This is a genomic window from Actinoplanes sp. CA-252034 (assembly GCF_050956125.1).
In the GTDB taxonomy this organism is placed as follows: Bacteria; Actinomycetota; Actinomycetes; order Mycobacteriales; family Micromonosporaceae; genus Actinoplanes.
The window spans coordinates 529,779-548,851 of sequence record NZ_CP191846.1 but is presented as its reverse complement, the minus strand read 5'-3'; the positions used below and the strand labels follow the sequence as shown (position 1 = coordinate 548,851).

General features: G+C 69.3%; 12 protein-coding genes, 1 tRNA gene, 1 pseudogene and 1 riboswitch. Of the genes and pseudogenes, 9 read left to right on the top strand and 5 right to left on the bottom strand.

The features are described from left to right. Positions 1-35: 35 nt before the first annotated feature. The 3 genes and pseudogenes from ACQPZW_RS02515 to ACQPZW_RS02505 form a co-directional block, all read left to right on the top strand. Positions 36-1,553 (top strand): annotated as a pseudogene (locus ACQPZW_RS02515) (hypothetical protein); the annotation flags it as partial. A 203-nt stretch (positions 1,554-1,756) separates the two neighbouring features. Next, the gene (locus ACQPZW_RS02510) at positions 1,757-2,821 is read left to right on the top strand and encodes a 3-deoxy-7-phosphoheptulonate synthase (RefSeq protein ID WP_433793227.1); all 1,065 of its coding nucleotides are present in this window, start codon (positions 1,757-1,759) and stop codon (positions 2,819-2,821) included. A gap of 383 nt (positions 2,822-3,204) precedes the next feature. Further along, complete coding sequence (locus ACQPZW_RS02505; RefSeq protein WP_433793226.1) at positions 3,205-3,501, top strand: DUF3040 domain-containing protein; 297 nt, start codon at positions 3,205-3,207, stop codon at positions 3,499-3,501. Positions 3,502-3,505: 4 nt separating this feature from the next. Here ACQPZW_RS02505 and ACQPZW_RS02500 read toward each other — a convergent pair whose 3' ends face one another. Both ACQPZW_RS02500 and ACQPZW_RS02495 read right to left on the bottom strand, forming a co-directional pair. Next, on the bottom strand, positions 3,506-4,225 hold the full coding sequence (locus ACQPZW_RS02500; protein WP_433793225.1) for a hypothetical protein: 720 nt from the start codon (positions 4,223-4,225) through the stop codon (positions 3,506-3,508). A 155-nt stretch (positions 4,226-4,380) separates the two neighbouring features. After that, positions 4,381-9,147, bottom strand: coding sequence for an ExeM/NucH family extracellular endonuclease (locus tag ACQPZW_RS02495; RefSeq protein ID WP_433793224.1), 4,767 nt, complete (start codon positions 9,145-9,147; stop codon positions 4,381-4,383). Positions 9,148-9,724: 577 nt separating this feature from the next. Between ACQPZW_RS02495 and ACQPZW_RS02490 the strand changes: the two genes are divergently transcribed. After that, complete coding sequence (locus ACQPZW_RS02490; RefSeq protein WP_433793223.1) at positions 9,725-10,795, top strand: D-alanine--D-alanine ligase family protein; 1,071 nt, start codon at positions 9,725-9,727, stop codon at positions 10,793-10,795. An 11-nt stretch (positions 10,796-10,806) separates the two neighbouring features. Continuing rightward, a complete protein-coding gene (gene alr, locus ACQPZW_RS02485; protein ID WP_433793222.1) occupies positions 10,807-11,982 on the top strand; it encodes an alanine racemase in 1,176 nt (391 codons plus the stop codon). Here the strand turns inward: alr and ACQPZW_RS02480 are convergent. Then, on the bottom strand, positions 11,901-12,971 hold the full coding sequence (locus ACQPZW_RS02480; protein WP_433793221.1) for a sensor histidine kinase: 1,071 nt from the start codon (positions 12,969-12,971) through the stop codon (positions 11,901-11,903). The genes alr and ACQPZW_RS02480 overlap by 82 nt on opposite strands. Then, complete coding sequence (locus ACQPZW_RS02475) at positions 12,968-13,627, bottom strand: response regulator transcription factor (RefSeq protein ID WP_433793220.1); 660 nt, start codon at positions 13,625-13,627, stop codon at positions 12,968-12,970. Before ACQPZW_RS02475 ends, ACQPZW_RS02480 begins: the two co-directional genes overlap by 4 nt. 174 nt (positions 13,628-13,801) lie before the next feature. Here ACQPZW_RS02475 and katG point away from each other — a divergent pair, with 174 nt between their 5' ends. Then, positions 13,802-16,033: a catalase/peroxidase HPI gene (katG, locus tag ACQPZW_RS02470; protein ID WP_433793219.1), complete on the top strand. Its 2,232-nt coding sequence runs from the start codon at positions 13,802-13,804 to the stop codon at positions 16,031-16,033. 76 nt (positions 16,034-16,109) lie between these two features. Next, positions 16,110-16,182, top strand: a tRNA-Arg gene (locus ACQPZW_RS02465). Between the two features lie 3 nt (positions 16,183-16,185). On the opposite strand, the gene ACQPZW_RS02460 is transcribed toward ACQPZW_RS02465, so the two are convergent. Further along, positions 16,186-16,737, bottom strand: a complete 552-nt coding sequence (locus ACQPZW_RS02460) for a transglycosylase family protein (RefSeq protein ID WP_433793218.1) — start codon at positions 16,735-16,737, stop codon at positions 16,186-16,188. Then, positions 16,722-16,868, bottom strand: a riboswitch (cyclic di-AMP (ydaO/yuaA leader). It overlaps the preceding gene by 16 nt. Positions 16,869-17,076: 208 nt before the next feature. Between ACQPZW_RS02460 and ACQPZW_RS02455 the strand changes: the two genes are divergently transcribed. Both ACQPZW_RS02455 and ACQPZW_RS02450 read left to right on the top strand, forming a co-directional pair. Beyond that, a complete protein-coding gene (locus tag ACQPZW_RS02455) occupies positions 17,077-18,291 on the top strand; it encodes a saccharopine dehydrogenase family protein (RefSeq protein WP_433793217.1) in 1,215 nt (404 codons plus the stop codon). A gap of 167 nt (positions 18,292-18,458) precedes the next feature. Further along, on the top strand, positions 18,459-19,064 hold the full coding sequence (locus ACQPZW_RS02450; protein ID WP_433793216.1) for a GNAT family N-acetyltransferase: 606 nt from the start codon (positions 18,459-18,461) through the stop codon (positions 19,062-19,064). Positions 19,065-19,073 lie beyond the last annotated feature (9 nt).

Below are 19,073 nucleotides of genomic sequence, written 5' to 3'. Positions count from 1 at the left end.
GCCCCCCGTCCCGCTCGCTGGCGTGATCCCGCGAGCTGGCCGCTGCGCACCCGGATCGTCGCCATCATGATCAGTCTTCTCACGGTGCTGGGCCTGGTCGTCGGCGGCACTGCCGAGCTCTACCTCTACACCTCGTTGCACAAGCAGATCGACACCGAGCTCGACGACCTCGCCAAGCGGATCGGATTCCGGCCGCCCCGGGCAAGTTCAAGCCGTCGAACTCGACGAAGGGCGACACCCCGTCGCCCAACGGCAACGACAATTTCGGCGGTATCCCGGACGACTCCATCGTTCTGGAAATGCTCTCCGGGAACACGCTCGAGGGCGGCAGGGTCGACATCTCGAACTCGGCGACACCGGACCAGATCGTTCAGCTCGATGACGAGGCCAGGGACGCCGTCCTGGAGGACGTGCCCGACAGCGGCGCCAAGGTCGATGTGAACCTCGGCGGCAGCCTGCCGCAGTACCGGATGACCAGGGTCGTCAAGGGTGACGGCAGCGTCTACTACATCGGGATCTCGCTGGATCAGGTCAACACCACGCTGCTCACCGTCGCGGCGTTCACCGGGTGCGTCATCGCCGGGTCGCTGCTGATCGCGGGCTGGGGTGGGGCGCTCATCGTGCGGCGTACGCTCAAGCCGTTGGACCGTGTCGCGGCCACCGCGACTCGTGTGTCGGAGCTGAAGCTGGACCGGGGTGAGGTACAGCTCGCGCAGCGGGTGCCGGAGGCCGACACCGACCCGCGCACCGAGGTGGGCCAGGTCGGCGCCGCCCTGAACCGGATGCTCGACCACGTCGGCAACGCCCTGGAGGCGCGGCACGCGTCGGAGATGCAGGTCCGCCAGTTCGTCGCGGACGCCAGCCACGAGCTTCGCACCCCGCTGGCGGCGATCCGCGGTTACGCCGAGTTGAGCCGCCGCAGCCGCCAGGTCGTCCCGGACGAGATCGCGCACGTTCTGAACCGGGTCGAGTCGGAGGCGAAGAGGATGACCGCCCTGGTCGAGGATCTGCTGCTGCTGGCCCGTCTGGACGCCGGCCGCCCTCTCGCCCAGGACCCGGTCGACCTGACCATGCTGGCCGTCGACGCGACGAGCGACGCGCACGCGGCCGGGCCGTCCCACTACTGGCAGCTGGACCTGCCGGACGAGCCGGTGACCGTGATCGGCGACGGTGCCCGCCTGCATCAGGTGGTGGCGAACCTGCTGGCCAACGCGCGTACCCACACGCCCGAGGGCTCGACCGTGACGGTCAAGGTCGGCGCCGTGCCGAACGCCGCCGTGATCCAGGTCATCGACAACGGTCCGGGCATCCAGCCGGACGTGGTGCCGCGGATCTTCGAGCGGTTCGCCCGTGGTGACAGCTCCCGTTCGCGGGCCGCGGGCAGCACCGGTCTGGGCCTGTCGATCGTGCACGCCGTGGTCACCTCGCACCGGGGCAAGGTCGGTGTGCAGAGTCGTCCCGGCCAGACCGTGTTCACCGTGATGCTCCCGCTCGGGCCACCACCTGTCGTCCCAACAGCTGAACAGCGGCCCCAGATGCTGCATTCGGTGGGCTGAGGTGGCTATGCTGGCGGGCATGTCTCGCACGTGGTCGTTCTATTGGTTTACGAGGCCGGCTCAAGCCGGTGCCTCGGCCATGACCGCATGACCTGAGACACCCGCCAGAGCCGGCTGAGGCAGCGACGATGTCGCTGCCTTTTTGTTTGCCCCGAGCAAACCGGCTCTGACCCAGGGCCGGTCGAAGGAGAGAGATCACCATGACCGCCCCAGAGGTGCAGCGCGTCCGTGACCAGCGGATCGAGAAGGTCGTCCCGCTGATGAGCCCGGCACTGCTGCATCACGAGCTGCCGCTGACCGCCGAGTTGCACGACACCGTGCTGGCCGGCCGTAAGCAGGTCGAAGATGTGCTCAATGGCCGAGATCAGCGCCTGATCGTGGTCGTCGGCCCGTGTTCGGTGCACGATCCGAAGGCCGCCGGCGAGTACGCGGACCGGCTCAAGCTGGAGGCCGAGCGGCTCAGTGAGGACCTGCTGATCGTGATGCGGGTGTACTTCGAGAAGCCGCGTTCCACGGTCGGCTGGAAGGGCCTGATCATGGACCCGGCGCTGGACGGCTCGGGTGACGTCGGTGCGGGTCTGCGGATCGCCCGCAAGCTGCTGCTCGAGGTCGTCGCGCGGGGCCTGCCGGTGGCGGTGGAGTTCCTCGACCCGATCACCCCGCAGTACATCGCCGACACGGTGGCCTGGGGTGCGATCGGCGCCCGGACCGTCGAGTCGCAGGTGCATCGTCAGCTGTCGTCCGGCCTGTCGATGCCGATCGGCATGAAGAACCGCCCCGACGGCAGCGTGTCGACGGCGGTCGACGCGATCCAGGCGGCCGAGGCGACGCACGTCTTCCCCGGCATCGACTACTCGGGCACCCCGGCGATCCTGCACACCACCGGTAACCCGGACTGTCACCTGGTGCTGCGCGGCGGCGGGGGCAAGCCGAACTACAGCGCCTCGGATGTGGAGGCCTCGATCGCGCTGCTGCGCAAGGCCGGCCTGCCGGAGCGACTGGTGATCGACTGCTCGCACGGCAACAGCAACAAGGACCACAGGCGGCAGCCGGTAGTGGCCGAGGACATCGCGCAGCAGATGGAGGCCGGCAACCGCGCGATCAGCGGCGTCATGCTGGAGAGTTTCCTCGAGCCGGGCCGGCAGGACCTGGGTGGCGAGCTGACGTACGGCCAGTCGGTCACGGACGCCTGCATGGGCTGGGACACGACGGTCAGCGTCCTGGAGCGGCTGGCCGCGGCCGCCGCGAAACGCCGCGCCCTCTGAGATTCGGCTGACTCTCAGTGCTGCCTCAACTACAGCGAGGCGGCACTGAGGACCGGTCGATGTCCGGGGAACCCGCGGGAGCCATGGGTGCGCGACATCGTTACTGCCGACGTGAGCGCTGACGGATCCGGTCTCCGGCGACCGGGACTCCACCCCTCGGAACGGTGCCCGGGCTGTTCGGCCGCTACCGCTGATCAACCCGTCCGTTGTACCCGAAGTCAGGGGATTTCCACAGGTCTTGGTGTCCGGAACGGAACGGACCGAAAATTCGGCACACGAAGACGTATCACAGTGGCAACTCACAGGTAACAATGGGCCTCTGATCGGGATCGCCCCATCTCGATCCATGCTTCACCGGCGCGGCAGACCGGAAGGTAGCGGACATGCTCAGCAAAGAGGACACCCGGCGACTGGCTCAGCTCGAACGTCAACTTCGACGCGACGACCCTGATTTCTGCGCCCGCATGGGCGGCGGCAACTTCAGCGTGTCACCGAGCACTCGCCCTCCGCTACCACTGTTCATCCTCGCCGCCGTGATCACCGTGGCCGCCGTCGTGCTCGGCGTGGTCGGCTGGTGGATCGCCACCTCGATCGTCGCGACCTGGGCGGTCATCACCCTCTCGGCAGCGGTCTACCGGCTGCGCCGTCAGCGCGCCGACACCGCTCACCGCCAGCCCTGACCGCTCAGGAGCTGGCCGCGGCCTGCGCCTCGAAGCGCTGGACGATCTCCGCCAGGGCCCGCACCTGTCGCAGAACGGCGTCCGGCTCGGTGGACCGGTGCTGCTCGCGGCCGATATCGACGATCGCGTCGGCACGGACGCCGACCTTGTGCAGCGGGCGGCGGTAGAGCGGCTGCTGGGTCGTCGCCCACTCGACGAAGGTCCGTGACGGGTACGGCAGGTAGACGATCCATGCCGTGCCGGCCTGCCCGGACCCCGGCCGCCGGAAGTCGAAGACCACGAACTCGAGCTCCCCATAGGAGCCGCGCAGCACCGCGTACGCCGGCTGGTCGGCGCCGAAGTCGGGATTGTCCGCCCAGTCGGCGAGCAACTCCCGGTCGACGTCGAGGAACCGCCAGCCGTGCCGCCGCGCCAGCTCGATCCGGTCACCCACGCCGGTGGCCGGGCGCGCCGAGCGGTCGGTGAAGAAGACGAGCCAGACCCCGGCGGCGGCCAGCAGACCACCGAGACCCAGAGTGAGCGGCGCGGCCGGAGACCCCTCGACGTCGGCCGCTTCGACCGTACGGGCGATCCCGTCACCGTAGGTGATGCATTTGCTGCCCGCGCGCATCGCGGTGGCGCCACAGCTCTCGCTGCCACCGAGCGAGAGTCCGATGCCGACGACGAGAGCTGCCAGTCCGGCGAGAAGAACGATCCATGAGGATCGAACCGCCTGAGCACTCATCCCGCACCCACCTCCAGCCGGTGATCGAGATACCGGTTACGGCAGGTGATACGGCCGGCGCGCGGGTTCCGGCCGTGAGCGTGGCGAAAGCGTTATCCAGCCGCTGGAAGACGAAGAGGCCCCCGCCTTTCGACGGGGGCCTCGACTACGTGCTGTTACCTGGTGATCCGAACCGTGTAGAAGGCGGCCGCCGAGCTGTTGCCCGCCTTGTCAACGGCCCAGTAGCTGATCTGCAGCGTGCCGCGGTCGACGCCACTGATCGGCGTCCGCCAGTTGCCGTTGGCATCCGGGGTGACGACCAGCACCGCCGCCTTGGCCGACGCGGCCTGCTTCGACGTGGCCTTCGTCCACTTCCCGGCGGAGTAGTAGTACCACTTGCCGGAACGCTCCTGGATCAGCTTCACCTTCACCGACGCGGCGCCGACGCCCTTGTCGGAGACCGTGCCGCTGACGCTCTTCCAGGTGGAGCGGAACTCCTTGAACCACGGCGTGTTGACCCGCACGGTGGGCTTGTAGACGTCCTTCGCGACGTCGACGACGCCGACCGGGAACACCTTGCCCGTACCCGCGGCGTTCGCCGGGGTGACCGTCACGGTGAACCGGCCCGCCTTGGTGTACGCGTGCGACACCTTGCCGTTGTTCGGGGAGGTTCTGGTCGTGGTCCCGTCGCCCCAGGCGATCGCGAGCTCGGTCGCGCCGGAGACGCCGTTCACGGTCAGGGTGACCGCCTGCGAGGCCCAGATCGACTTCTTGTCCAGGCTGAACGAGCCGGTCTGTGCCGTGACCGTGACGGTGGACGCCGCCAGGGTCGCCGGCCCGCTGTTGCCGGCTTCGTCGGTCAGCGTCACCTTGACCTGGTAGCTGCCCGCCGCGGCGTAGGCGTGCGTCGCGGTGGTGGCGCCGGCCGGCAGGGTCACGGCGGCGGTGCCGTCGCCCCAGTCGACCGACCGCGTGATCTTCGCGTTGTCGCTGACGTCGTCGTCGAGCGCGGTCTCGGTCAGCGTCACCGTCTGGCCGGCCCAGATCGCCGTCGTGCCGAGGGCGTAGGCGCCGGTCGGGGCGGTGGCGTCCAGGACACCCGGGGTGGCGCGGAACTTGGTGTCCGCGGTGATCGGGGTGTTCTGCGCGAAGTAGTTGACCAGCATGGTCAGGTCGTTGTCACCGGTGGTGACCACACCTTCCTTGCTGACCAGCGACGGGAAGTTGTCGCCGCCGCCCGCGAGGAACGAGTTCGTGGTCACGCGGTACTCGCCGTCCGGGTCGATGGTGACCCCGTTCAGCTTGATCGACGAGGCGATGATCCGCTTGCCCTGCGGCTGGCTCGCGTCGAAGGAGTAGGTGAAGCCCTTCGAGACACCGAGGTGCAGGTACGGACGGGCCGCACCGGCCGGCTGCCACTGCTCCTCCAGCGCCGCCTTGATCGCCGAGCCCTTGAGGGTCCGGGTCACCACGTCGTTGGAGAACGGCTGCACCGCGAAGGCCTGCGAGTAGGTGACCGTGCCGTCGGTGCCGTACTTCAGGTCGGCCCGCAGACCACCCGGGTTCATGAAGGCGATCTGCGCGCCACCACGGCCGGCGTCCTTGGTCTGGTCCAGCTGCGCGTCGGCGATGAAGTTGCCGAGCACCGACTCGGCGCCACGGTTCTCGGCGCCGGTGCTGGTGTACGCCCGGAGGATGTCCCCGGAGATCTTGCCCAGCTCGGCCTTGCCCAGCTCGGTGGCGTTCGTCTTGGCCGCCGCGACGATGTTCGCGACCGCGGTGTTCGACGGGTAGCCGGTGACCGTGATCAGCTCGGAGCTGGAGGCGGTGACCTCACCGGTGGCCGGGTCGTAGGTCAGGCCGATCTTGCCGAGCTTTTCGCCGTAGTCCTCTGCCTGGACGATCGGGCGGGTCTTGCCGGGTACACCGGGAACCGGGACCTGGAAGGCGTACGGCTGGTGGGTGTGACCGCTGACGATGGCGTCGATCTCGGCGCTCACCCTGGTGAACGGCCCGAACACCGGGTCCGCCTGGAGGGCCTCGGCCGAGGTGATGTTGTTGCTCGGGGCGCCCTCGTGGGCCAGCAGCACCAGCACGTCGGCTTCACCGTTGGCCTCGTCGCCGTCGGAGAGCTGCGCGGCCAGCGTGTTCGCCTCGGCGACCGGGTCCCGGAACTTGATGCCCTTGATGCCGTCCGGGTTGACCAGCGAGCCGGTCTGCTCGGTGACGACACCGATGTAGCCGACCCGCACGCCGCCCAGGTTCTGGACGTCGTAGGCCTGCAGGACGCGCTTGCCGTCCTCGGTGTAGACGTTCGCACCCAGCAGCGGGAAGTTCGCCCGGTCGGTGACTCGGCCGGTCAGGTCGGCGATGCCCTGGTCGAACTCGTGGTTGCCGACCGCGGAGACGGCCAGGCCGCCCGCGTTCAGTGCGTCGATCGTCGGGTTGTCCTTGTCGATCGCCGAGATGAACGTGGAGGCGCCGATGTTGTCACCGGCCGAGATCCACGCGGTGTTCGGGTTCGCGGCCCGCAGCTGGTCGATCAGTCCGACGAGCTGAGCGGCGCCACCGACGGCCTGGCCGTTGACGGTGGACGGCGACTCGAGCCGGCCGTGGAAGTCGTTGATGTTGAGCAGCTGCAGGTTCACCGGCGCGGTCAGGCCGGTCTCCAGACCGACGACCACCGGGTCGTGGTCGCTGGAGCGGAACGGGCCGTTCTCGTAGAACGGCGCGTAGCCGTCGTACTCGAAGGCGAACGACTCGACCGAGTTGATGTTCCAGATGTCGACGCCGGTGATCCGCTTCGCGAACTCGCCGGTGACCAGCGCGTGGTCCAGCGAGCCGGACTCGCCGCCGAAGACGTACGAGGACTTGTCCGGCGCGTGCGTGGCGTGCGCGTCGGAGTATCCCTTGTCGTACAGGACCTGGAGGGGGTCCTCCTGGCCGTACGCGTTGAAGTCGCCGAGCAGGATCACCTTGTCGGTGCCGAGGCCCTCGACGAAGGTGGCCAGCGAGGCTGCCTGGCGCTTCCGGTCGCCGTTGTACGCGCCCTGCCCGTCACCGGTGTCGGCGTTGTCACCGGTCGGCGTGACCGATGCGCTCTTCGACTTGAAGTGGTTCGCCACCACGGTGAAGTCGATGGCGCCGGAGTGGAAGGTCTGCGCGATCGGCTCGCGGGCGTTGCCCCAGACCGTCTCGTCGTTGATCGACTTCGACGCGCCCTTCGGCGTGGCCTTGGCCGGCTTGTAGATGATCGCGCTGGTGATCACGTCCTGCTGGGCCGGTGCCGGCAGCTCGGCCGGCGACCGGACGTAGTCCCAGGTGCCCGCGCCGTCGACCGCGTTGAGCTCGCCGACCAGCGTCTTGAGTGCCAGCTGGGTCTCGACGGTCTCGAAGCGGACCGAGTTCTCGATCTCCATGAGCGCGACCACGTCGGCGTCCAGGGCGCTGATCGCCGAGACGATCTTCGCTTCCTGCTTCTCCTTGGCCGCCTCGTCCGTCGCGCCGCGCGCCTCGCCACCGAAGTGGACGAAGTAGTTCAGCACGTTGAAGCTGGCGACCTTGATGTCACCGCCGACCTCGGCCGGCGCACCGGTGCGCGGGTTGGAGGCCTTGAAGGTGGTACGGGAGAGCGCCGGGGTGGCCGAGTCGACCGGGGTGGCCGGCTGGAGACGCCACTCGCTGAAGCCGTAGCTCAGGACGCTGGAGCTGAACTTCTCGACGGTGTCGCCGACCCGCAGCGGCTGGTCCTTGGTGATGTAGGTCGGCGGCAGGCCCGCCGACGCCAGGTTGGTCGTCCTGGCGTCGTCGACCAGGATGCGGCCGGCCTTGTTGGCGGCCTTCTGCGCGTTCGCGGCGTCGCTGCCGGGACGGGCGATGTCGGTCGGGATCCGGGCCGGGGTGCTGCCCGCGGCCAGGATGACCTCGCCGTACCGGTTGGTGTTGTAGACGTCCGACACGGTGTAGGCGCCGACCGGGGCGACCAGCATGCCCTCGGCGGACTCACGGGCGTCGTCGGAGAGCGGGAGCGCCAACGGGACCGGGGCGGGCAGGGTCGCTCCGCTGGAGCAGACCTGCACGTCGGTCTTCGCGCCGATGGTGATCTGGGTGAACGCGTTGAACTCGCTGACCGTGCCGGTCACCCGGACCACGTCACCGATCGCGACGGTCGGGTGGTTCGCGGCGGTGGCGGTCAGGTAGACGAAGACGCCGTCCGAGGCGGTGCCCGCGGCGACCGGCCGGTCGCCGCCGCTGCCGGCGGTCTGGACATAGATGCCGTTGTAACCACCGGTGCGGTGGTCGGCGGTCACGACGCCCTCGACGGTCACCACGGAGCCGGCCAGCGGGGTGGCGGTTCCGGTGCCCTGAACCTGGGCGATGGTGTGGGTGACGGTGGCGGCGCAGCCGGCGCCCGGCTCCTGGGGGTCCGGGTCCTCCGGCGTCGACGCGGTGTTCTTCACGCCGAAGCTACCGGCGCCCGCGGCCTTCCACACGCCGTCGATCTTCTGCAGCGACTGCCCGGCCGGGGTGTTGTCCGGCTCGGACACTCCGATGTCGACGCTGACCTGCCCGAGAGCCGGGCCGTCGGCGGCGGTGATGACGCCCTCGTAGCTGAGGAACTCGGCGACCGTGCCGTCCGGCCTCACCAGCGCGATGGCGTCCGGAGGGCCGTTCTGGATGCCGTTCGCGGGGTAGGTCTGAACGACCACGCCCGAGGCCGGGACGACCCCGTTGAGCGTGTAGGTCGGGGTGTAGACCTTGCTGTTGCTGCCGTTGTACAGGTACAGCTGCCAGCCACTCAGGTCGTAACCGACCGGGGCTTCGATCTCAACGGCCTCGCCAGCGTCGGTGCCGGTGTTGTCGTAGTGGATCTCGCTGATGAACGGCACATCGGTGGCCGCGGACACCGGGCCGGTGAGGCTGAGACCAAGCGCGGTCGCCATGACGGCAGCACCCAACGCACGGAGCCCTGCGGGGCTCGGTACCGGGAGAGACCGTCCGGCGGCACCCACGCTGCGTATATAGGAACGCATCGAGGTTGACCCTCCGAACGAAGTAGATCCGCCGGAGCGTAGGTATCGATGGTGACGAAAAAAGCTCGGGAAGGTAACGGAAAGGCCATAGACGGCCCCTGCGCCCAAGGGTTTTCCGGCCGTTCATTGTTCGCATTTGTACAGTCGCCGAATAGTAGACCCATCGTCATGTCCCGTAAAACCTGCCCGTGCCTCCGATCAGGAACGCGCCTACCAGGGCATCCAGCCACGACGGGACGGGATAGGTCCGTTCTGTCGGCCAAACCACAGAAACGAAGGATCGCCGGGATTGCGGCGTGGAATCCACCACCTCGGCCGTGTTACGGGAAGATTTCACAGGTATCGATCGGCGAGTTCGCCAGTGGCTCGGTCACCGATATCAAGGCATCACCCTTAGTGACCGTTAGGTGCCCGTTATGCACCTTATAAAGAAAACATAAGGACATCGCTGACGATCACCGGACGCCCTGTGGAGGACAATGCCCGGATGCAGAGTTCCAAGGTACGGGTCGCGGTGATCTTCGGAGGCCAGAGCGCGGAGCACGAGGTGTCCTGCCGCTCGGCCGCATCGGTGTTCCGTTTCCTGGACCGCTCACGGTACGAAGTCACGCCGATCCGCATCACCCGGGACGGCCGCTGGCAGGTCGGCGTGGACACCGGCCCGGACACCGCGGACACCATCGTCTCCGGGGAGTCCCACCCGAACGACGGGCGGTCGCCGATCGGCAGCCTGACCGACGCGCTCGAAGCCCTGAAGTCGGTCGACGCCGCGTTCCCGGTCATGCACGGGCCGTACGGCGAGGACGGCACGATCCAGGCGCTGCTCGACCTGGCCGGTGTCCCGTACGTCGGCAGCGGCGTACTGGCCAGCGCCGCCTCGATGGACAAGGAGTTCACCAAGAAGATCGTCGCGGCCGAGGGCATCGCGGTGGCCGACGGCGTGGTGCTCCGCGAGGGTGACGACGAGGACATCAGCGCCGAGGACAAGACCCGGCTGGGCCTGCCGGTCTTCGTGAAGCCGTCGTGCAGCGGCTCCAGCGTCGGCGTCTCCCGGGTCGACGACTGGGCGGATCTGCCGCGCGCCGTCCGGCACGCCCGCGAGCACGACACGAAGGTGCTGATCGAGGTGGCGGTCGTGGGCCGCGAGGTGGACCTCTCGGTGCTGCAGAACCCGGACGGCTCGATCGAGGTCGGGCCGGCACTGGAGATCAACTTGAAGTCCCAGGAGGGCTTCTTCGACTTCGACGCGAAGTACACTTCCGGCATGGTCGAGTTCCGCATCCCGGCCGAGCTCGACCCGGCTCACCTGGAGCTTCTGTCCGACGCCGCGCGCCGCGCCTTCAGAGCGCTCGGCTGCGCCGGACTGCTGCGCGCCGACTTCTTCCTGGCCGAGATCGACGGCAAGACCGTGCCGGTGCTCAACGAGGTCAACACCCTGCCCGGGTTCACCGAGCTGTCGCAGTTCCCGCAGATGTGGCGGGCGGCCGGCGTCGAGTACCCGGAATTGCTCGACCGCCTGTTCACCACCGCGCTCGCTGCGGGCGCACGCCGATCGTGACCGCGGCGGCCATGACCCGGGCGTTGATCGACCTCGACGCGATCGCGCACAACACCCGGCTTCTGGCCCGTGCCGCGACCGGATCGGAGGTGATGGCCGTGGTCAAGGCCGACGGGTTCGGCCATGGCGCCGTGCCGGTGGCCCGGACGGCGCTCGCCCACGGTGCCTCCTGGCTCGGCGTGACCTCCTTGCGGGAGGCCCTGGAGTTGCGGTCGGCCGGCATCACCGCGCCGATCCTGATGTGGCTGTACGCCCCGTTCGAGATCCTGGACGAGGCCGTGCTCGCCGACATCGACGTGTCGGTCTCGTCGACCGCCGCGCTGGAGACCCTGGCCCGGGCGGCGGAGCGCACCGGGCGGACCGCGACGGCGCACCTCAAGGCGGACACCGGGCTGTCCCGCGGCGGCGCCACCTCGGCGGAGTGGCCGGATCTGCTGGCCACGGCCGCGAAGTTCCGTGACGCCGGGCTGCTCGCGATCCGCGCCGTCTGGTCGCATCTGCAGCACGCCGAGGACCCGGGCGACCCGGGGCTGCTGCGGCAGTTGGAGGCCTTCGGCCGGGCGCGGGACGAGGCCCACGGCGCGGGCATCGACGCGCCGCTGACGCACCTGGCCAACTCGGCCGCCGTCCTGCAACTTCCAGAGACCCATTTCGATCTGGTACGTCCGGGTATCGCCCTCTACGGCGCCGAGCCGGTTCCCGGTCGCGTGTTCGGCCTGCGTCCCGCCATGACGCTGGAGTCCACGGTCATCCTCACCAAGCGGGTCGGCCCGGGCACCGGTGTGTCTTACGGCCCGGAGTTCGTGACCGAGCGGGAGACGACGCTGGCCCTGGTGCCGGCCGGTTACGCGGACGGGGTGCCGCGCAGCATCGGCGACCGGGCCTCGGTGACGATCGCCGGGGTGCGCTGCCCGATCGTCGGCCGGGTGGCGATGGACCAGGTGGTGGTCGACGCCGGTGACCTCCCGGTCGTCGCCGGCGATCGGGTGGTGATCTTCGGAAGCGGCGCGAACGGTGAGCCGACGGTCAGTGACTGGGCTGGCTGGGCGGGCACCAACGCCCACGAGATCCTGACCGGCATCGGCACGCGGGTGCCGCGTGTCCACTACTCGGGCGAGTCGCCGAACGAGACCTCGAGCCGCAGCCCGTCCCGCCCGGTGGAGTGTGCCGAGATGACCCCGTCGTGAGCCCGGGTGATCGCCCGCACGATGGCCAGGCCGAGTCCCGCGCCGCCGCTGTGGTCGATCCGGGTGCCGGAGAGCCGGCGGAACGGCTCGAAGAGCCCGACCACGGCGTCCGGTGGCACGTCGTCGCCGGTGTTGGCGATGGCCAGGGCCGGTCGCGGGCCGACCTCGACGGTGATCGTGCCGCCCGGCCGGTTGTACTTGATGGCGTTCTGCACCAGGTTGTTGACCAGGCGTTCGAGTAGCACCCGCTCGCCACGGACGGTCCGCTCGGAGAGCCGGCGGGTGATCGTCACCTCGGCCTCGGCGGCCCGCGCCTCGTAGTCGTCGAGCACTGTGCCGACCAGCGTGTCGAGGCGGACCGGCACGCGCGCGGCAAGGCCACGGTCGCACTCACTGAGGACGAGGAGTCCCTCGATGAGGCGTTCGTTGCGCTCGTTGGTGGCCAGCAGCTGCGCCGTCAGCAGCTCCAGTTTGTCCGGTGTGGTGGCCCGGCCCAGCCCGACCTCGATCAGCGTGCGCTGCACCGCGAGCGGGGTGCGCAGCTCGTGCGCCGCGTTGGCGGCGAAGTGCCGCTGCGCCTCGTACCCCGTGACGATGCGGTCCATCATCGCGTCGATCGCCCGGGACAGCTCGGCGGTCTCCTCACGGCTCTCACCGGCATTGATGCGGTAACCGAGATTCTGCGGGCCGACGCTGGCGATGGCCGGGACCAGGCGACGGAACGGGTCGAGGGCCCAGCGGGCGCCGAACCGCGCGACCAGCAGCAACGCCGCCAGGGTGACCGCCAGCACCAGGAACGCCTGCCAGCTCTCGTGGCCGGCGATCGCCTCGCAGAGCGCGCCCCGCTCCACGGCCGGCCCGCAGATGGTCACACCGGCCAGGCGCAGCCAGGAGTACGGCAGTTGGAGCAGCGTGGGCGCGGCGACGCCGGCGAGGAAGGCGAGCGCGATGATCAGCAGCACCCGCCGGCTCGGCGCGAGCACCGTCACCGCCCCAGCCGATAGCCCACCCGCGGCACGGTGTGGATGACGGGCGGCTCGCCGAGTTTCTTGCGCAACGTCATGATCGTCACGCGGACCGAGTTGGTGAACGGGTCGGCGTTCTCGTCCCAGGCCTGTTCGAGCAGCTCCTCGGCACTGACCACCTGACCCCCGGCGCGCAGCAGCACCCGCAGGACGGCGAACTCCTTCGGCGTCAGGGTGAGGGTCAGCCCGTCCCGGGACGCGAAGTGGCGGATCGTGTCGAGAACCACGCCGTCCTGCTCCAGCACCGGTTTCAGCCGGGTCGTGGAGCGCCGGGCCAGCGCCTGCACCCGGGCCACCAGCTCAGCGAAGGCGAACGGCTTGGTCATGTAGTCGTCGGCGCCCAGCCCGAGCCCTTCGACCCGGTCCCGGATGCCGGCCGCCGCGGTGAGCAGCAGCAGCCGGGTGTCCAGCCCCGAGTCCACGACCCGGGTGCACACCTCGTCGCCGGTGATGCCCGGCATGTCGCGATCGAGGATCGCCACGTCGTACCGGTGCACGCTGATCCTCTCCAACGCGCTGTCACCGTCGTAGACCACGTCGACGGCCATGGCGAACTGGCGCAAGCCGTCCGCCACCGTGTCCGCAAGTATCCGTTCGTCGTCAGCCACCAGTACGCGCACGCTCTGTTACCTCCTTCGCCTATCGTCGCCGATCCGGCAGCCACGATAACTTCACGGGGAAAATCGGCGGAATCTCCAACCTGAGCCACTCCTCCACCTTTTCTTGACTCATTCCAGAAAAGCAGTGCAGACTGCGAGCCGACTCGACTGATCGCTCGCTACCCGGAGGACTTCGTGGCAGACGAACTCGCCGCTCAGGAACGACTGGAGCACCAGGCCGCTCAAGGAAAGTGCCCCGTCGCGCACGGCGGCTCCGGCTCACACGGAGGCCGGGCCAACCGGGACTGGTGGCCCAACCAGCTCGATCTCAGTGTGCTGCACCACAACCCGCCGGCGCACAACCCTCTGGGTGGAGACTTCGACTACGCCGCGGCCTTCCAGAGCCTCGACCTCGCCGCGGTGAAGGCGGACATCGCCGCGCTGATGACCGAGTCGCAGGACTGGTGGCCGGCCGACTTCGGCCACTACGGCCCACTCATGATCCGGATGGCGTGGCACAGCGCCGGCACCTACCGGACCTTCGACGGCCGCGGTGGCGCGGGCGGCGGCGAGCAGCGCTTCGCGCCGCTGAACAGCTGGCCCGACAACGGCAACCTGGACAAGGCCCGTCTGCTCCTCTGGCCGGTGAAGAAGAAGTACGGCAAGAGCATCTCGTGGGCCGACCTGATGATCCTGGCCGGCAACGTGGCCCTGGAGACCATGGGCTTCCCGACGTACGGGTTCGGCGGCGGCCGCGCGGACGTCTGGGAGCCGGAGGACGTCAACTGGGGCTCCGAGGACACCTGGCTGGGCGACAACCGGTACAGCGGCGACCGTGAGCTGGCCAAGCCGCTCGGTGCCGTGCAGATGGGCCTCATCTACGTCAACCCCGAGGGCCCGAACGGCAACCCGGACCCGCTGGCCTCCGCCCGGGACATCCGTGACACGTTCGGACGGATGGGCATGAACGACGAGGAGACCGTGGCGCTGATCGCCGGCGGTCACACCTTCGGCAAGACCCACGGCGCCGGCCCGGCCGAGCACGTCGGCGCCGAGCCCGAGGCAGCCCCGATCGAGCAGCAGGGCCTGGGCTGGAAGAGCAGCTTCGGCACCGGTGTGGGCGCGGACGCGATCACCAGCGGCCTGGAGGTCACCTGGACCTACCACCCGACCCGCTGGGACAACGAGTTCTTCCACATCCTCTTCGCGTACGAGTGGGAGCTCACCCGGTCGCCGGCCGGCGCGCACCAGTGGCGTCCGAAGAACGGTGCCGGCTCCGACCTGGTGCCGCACGCGTTCGACGCCACGAAGCGGCAGGAGCCGAGGATGCTGACCTCGGACCTGGCGCTGCGGTTCGACCCGATCTACGGGCCGATCTCGAAGCGGTTCCACGACGACCCGCAGGAGTTCGGCAAGGCCTTCGCCAAGGCCTGGTTCAAGCTGACCCACCGGGACATGGGCCCGATCTCCCGCTACCTCGGCCCGGAGGTCCCGTCCGAGCCCCTGATCTGGCAGGACCCGCTTCCGGCCGTCGACCACGAGTTGGTCGGCCCGGCCGATGTCGCCGCGCTGAAGGCCGCCGTGCTGGCCACCGGTCTGTCGGTCTCCGAGCTGGTCGCGACCGCGTGGGCGTCGGCTTCGACGTTCCGTGGCACCGACAAGCGCGGTGGCGCCAACGGCGCCCGCATCCGGCTGGCTCCGCAGAACCAGTGGGAGGCCAACGACCCGGCGCAGCTCGCCCGGGTGCTGGGTGTGCTGGAGGGCGTCAAGGCCGAGTTCGACGCGGCCGGCGGCGCTTCCGGCCGCGCGAAGATCTCCCTCGCCGACCTGATCGTGCTGGCCGGCTCCGCCGCCGTGGAGAAGGCCGCGAAGGACGCCGGTTTCGACGTCGAGGTGCCATTCACACCGGGTCGTACCGATGCGACCGAGGAGCAGACCGACGCCGAGTCGTTCGCGGTGCTGGAGCCCACTCACGACGGCTTCCGCAACCACCTCGCCAAGGGCCACCACCGCCCGGCCGAGGCGCTGCTGGTCGATCGGGCGCAGCTGCTCACGCTGACCGCGCCGGAGCTGACCGTGCTGGTCGGCGGCCTGCGCGTGCTGGGCGCGAACACCGCCGGCTCGAAGCACGGCGTGTTCACCGAGACGCCGGGCGTGCTGACGAACGACTTCTTCGTCAACCTGCTCGACTTCGGCACCACCTGGTCGGCCACCGACTCCGACGGCGAGACCTTCGAGGGCCGCGACCGTCGGACCGGCGAGGTCAAGTGGACCGCCACCCGGGCCGACCTGATCTTCGGGTCGAACTCGATCCTGCGCGCGCAGGCCGAGGTCTACGGCAGCGACGACGCCAGGGAGAAGCTGGTCACCGACTTCGTCGCGGCGTGGGTCAAGGTCGCGAACCTGGACCGCTTCGACCTGGCCTGATCGGCCACGTTTTCGGCCGTTGCCCGGGTCGGCCGCACCGACCCGGGCAACCCCGGCTGGTACCCTCAGCATCGTCGGGCTCGTAGCTCAGTGGATAGAGCAACCGCCTCCTAAGCGGTAGGTCGCGCGTTCAAATCGCGCCGGGCCCACTCTCACAACTTCAAGCGCTGCCCCACCCGCAGGTGGTGCGGGCTGCGCAGCACGTCCGAGTTCATGCGGTAAAGCGCTCGCCAGCCGCCCCGCACGTCGTTGCGTGCCGCGATCCGCGCCAGGGTGTCCCCGCGCCGCACCACGTAACTTCCCGACGACCGGTTCACCCGGTGCGCCTTGCGGACACCCCCACGCGACGCCGCGGTGAAGGCGTGCCGACGTCCGCACGTCGGCCACGCACCGATGCCCTGCCCGCGTACCACGCGTTCGGCGACGCGGATCTGTTCCGACCGACTGGCCCGGTTGGCGGTGGACGCGTACTTCGTCCCGCCGTAGGCGCGCCAGGTGCTCCGGCTGAACTGAAGGCCCCCGTAGTAGCCGTTTCCGGTGTTGATACCCCAGTTGCCCCCGGATTCGCAGTGCGCGATGGCGTCCCAGTTGATGTCGGCATTCGCGGGCCCCGCCAGGGCCACGCTGCCGGCGAGACCGGCGGCCATCAGGCCGATCGCGCGATGGAGTTGTTTTCCGATGTGAGCCATGAGCTTGTCCTCCACGCCTACGAGGTCAGCTGTCGGGTTCGGGCAGAGGTGCCCGGCCGCGGTGGCGGCTTCACCCCGAGGCGCCGTAGCGCCGAGGAACTCTTGGGTCCCCCGCTCCATGCCTGTGGTGTCGTCGAACCGTGGTCGGCGGCTGGACTCGGCGTTCCGGCCACGGTGCCCGCCCTCTTGCGGACTATCGATTTCGCCGCGCTGCTGGTGGGTTATGCGATACGCGGCAATGGAGTTGTAGGTCACAAATTAGCTGCTTTGATCTTCCTTTGTGTGGCTAACGTGCCGATCTCGGCGTGGCGCAACAGGTGCGCACACTCCACCAAGGGTGCACAATCGGCAGCCATGAGCGATCAACAGCGCGAATTCGACGTGATCGTCTACGGCGCCTCGGGTTTCGTCGGCGCGCTGGTGGCGCGCTATCTCGCCGAGCACGCGCCGGAGGGCGCACGACTCGCGCTGGGCGGTCGCTCCGCGGCGAAACTGGAGGGTCTCGGCCTCGGCCTGCCCGTCGTCGTCGCCGACGCGGACGACACGGAAGCCCTGACCACGATGGCCGGCCGCGCGCGAGTCGTGGTGACCACCGTGGGGCCTTATGCGAAGTACGGCAGGGCACTTGCCCGCGCATGTGCCGAAAACGGCACCGACTACGTGGACCTCACCGGTGAGGTGCTCTTCGCCCGGGACAGCATCGACGAGAACCACGAGACCGCACGGCGCACCGGAGCACGGATCGTGCACTCCTGCGGCTTCGATTCGATTCCGTCCGATATCGGCGTGCACGTCCTGCACGAGCAGGTCAGCCGCGACGGCGCCGGCGAGCTCACCGACACCACACTCGTGGTGACCAGCATGCGCGGCGGAGTCAGCGGCGGCACCATCGACTCGATGCGTCACCAGGTCGACGTGATGAAGAAGGACACCCGGCTGCGCAAGATCGGGGCCAGCCCGTACTCTCTGAGCCCGGACCGCAGCGCCGAGCCGGACCTCGGCCGTCAACCCGACATGCTCACCCTTCCCGGATCCGAGGTGGACCCCAGCGTCCGCGGGCACCTCGCGCCGTTCGTGATGGCGTCCTACAACACCCGGGTCGTGCGGCGCAGCAACGCGCTGCGCGGCTGGGCGTACGGTCGCGGGTTCCGCTACCGCGAGGTCATGCGGGTGAAGAGCAGCCTCGCCGCCACGATCGTCAAGACCGGGATGAACGCCCTCGTCATCGGTTTCGCCGTGCCACCGCTGCGGTTCGTTCTCGACCGTTTCCTGCCCGCGCCCGGCGCCGGCCCGAGCGAGGACACCCAGCGCAACGGCCACTTCACCATGGACCTCTTCACCACCACCACGTCCGGCGCGCGCTATCGCGCACGGGTCAAGGCCAAGGGCGATCCGGGGTACGCCGCGACGGCCGTCATGCTGGGCGAGTCCGCTCTCGCGCTCGCCTTCGACACCGACGAACTGCCGAAGGTCGAGGGCGGGGTGCTCACCCCGGCGACCGCGATCGGAAACGCGCTGGTCACGCGGCTGCGCAACGCCGGATTCGAGATCACGGCGGAGCGCGCCTGAGCGGTGTCCACAGGCGATCGCCCGGTGCGCATCGGTGTGGACATGATGCGATTTGGCACCCCGAAAAGGTGTCCGTGATCCGACCGGTGGACGGTAAGGAATCGTTCACGGCATTCATATCGATCGCCACTAGCACCAAAGCTGGTCTTACCGGCACGATTGGACGGGTGACCGTCAGCCCGCTGCCCTACCCGCTGAGGTTGACGGGGACCGGCGTCATCCTGCGGGAGTGGCGTTGGGAGGACCTCGACGACCTGGTCGCCCTCCTCGACGAGCCGGGCATCGCCCGCTGGACGCTGATGCCGTCACCGTTCGACGTCGAGGCCGGGCTCGCCTATCTGCGCCGCGCCCAGCAGGGCCGCATCGGGGGCAGCCGGATCCAGCTCGCGATCACCACCGACGGCGGCCGGCCACTCGGCGAGGTGCTGCTCTTCAATGTCGCGGCGGAGGCTCACGAGGCCGAGCTGGGCTACCTGATCGGGCTGCCGTACCGGCGACGCGGTCTCGCCTCGGCAGCGTTGTCCCTGCTCACCACGTATGCCTTCGACACCCTCGGGCTCCGGCGGCTGCTGCTGCGGATCGACCGCGGCAACACCGCGAGCACGTCGGTGGCGCGCCGCTGCGGATACCGCCCGGCGGCCGAGCCACCCATTCAGCAGAGCGGGCCGTACGGGCCGGCCACCCTGGACACCTGGGAGTACGTGGAGAACCGCTCCGGTCCACAGGACGATCGCCGGAAAAATGTCGCAGCCCGGCGGTACGGTCGGCGCTGAGGAGGAGGT

What these genes read in the sequence shown, in the direction of transcription:
- ACQPZW_RS02510 (WP_433793227.1), top strand. Translation starts at nt 1,757, where the DNA reads ATGACCGCCCCAGAGGTGCAGCGCGTCCGTGACCAGCGGATCGAGAAG.
- ACQPZW_RS02505 (WP_433793226.1), top strand. Translation starts at nt 3,205, where the DNA reads ATGCTCAGCAAAGAGGACACCCGGCGACTGGCTCAGCTCGAACGTCAA.
- ACQPZW_RS02500 (WP_433793225.1), bottom strand. Translation starts at nt 4,225, where the DNA reads ATGAGTGCTCAGGCGGTTCGATCCTCATGGATCGTTCTTCTCGCCGGA.
- ACQPZW_RS02495 (WP_433793224.1), bottom strand. Translation starts at nt 9,147, where the DNA reads ATGGCGACCGCGCTTGGTCTCAGCCTCACCGGCCCGGTGTCCGCGGCC.
- ACQPZW_RS02490 (WP_433793223.1), top strand. Translation starts at nt 9,725, where the DNA reads ATGCAGAGTTCCAAGGTACGGGTCGCGGTGATCTTCGGAGGCCAGAGC.
- alr (WP_433793222.1), top strand. Translation starts at nt 10,807, where the DNA reads ATGACCCGGGCGTTGATCGACCTCGACGCGATCGCGCACAACACCCGG.
- ACQPZW_RS02455 (WP_433793217.1), top strand. Translation starts at nt 17,077, where the DNA reads ATGAGCGATCAACAGCGCGAATTCGACGTGATCGTCTACGGCGCCTCG.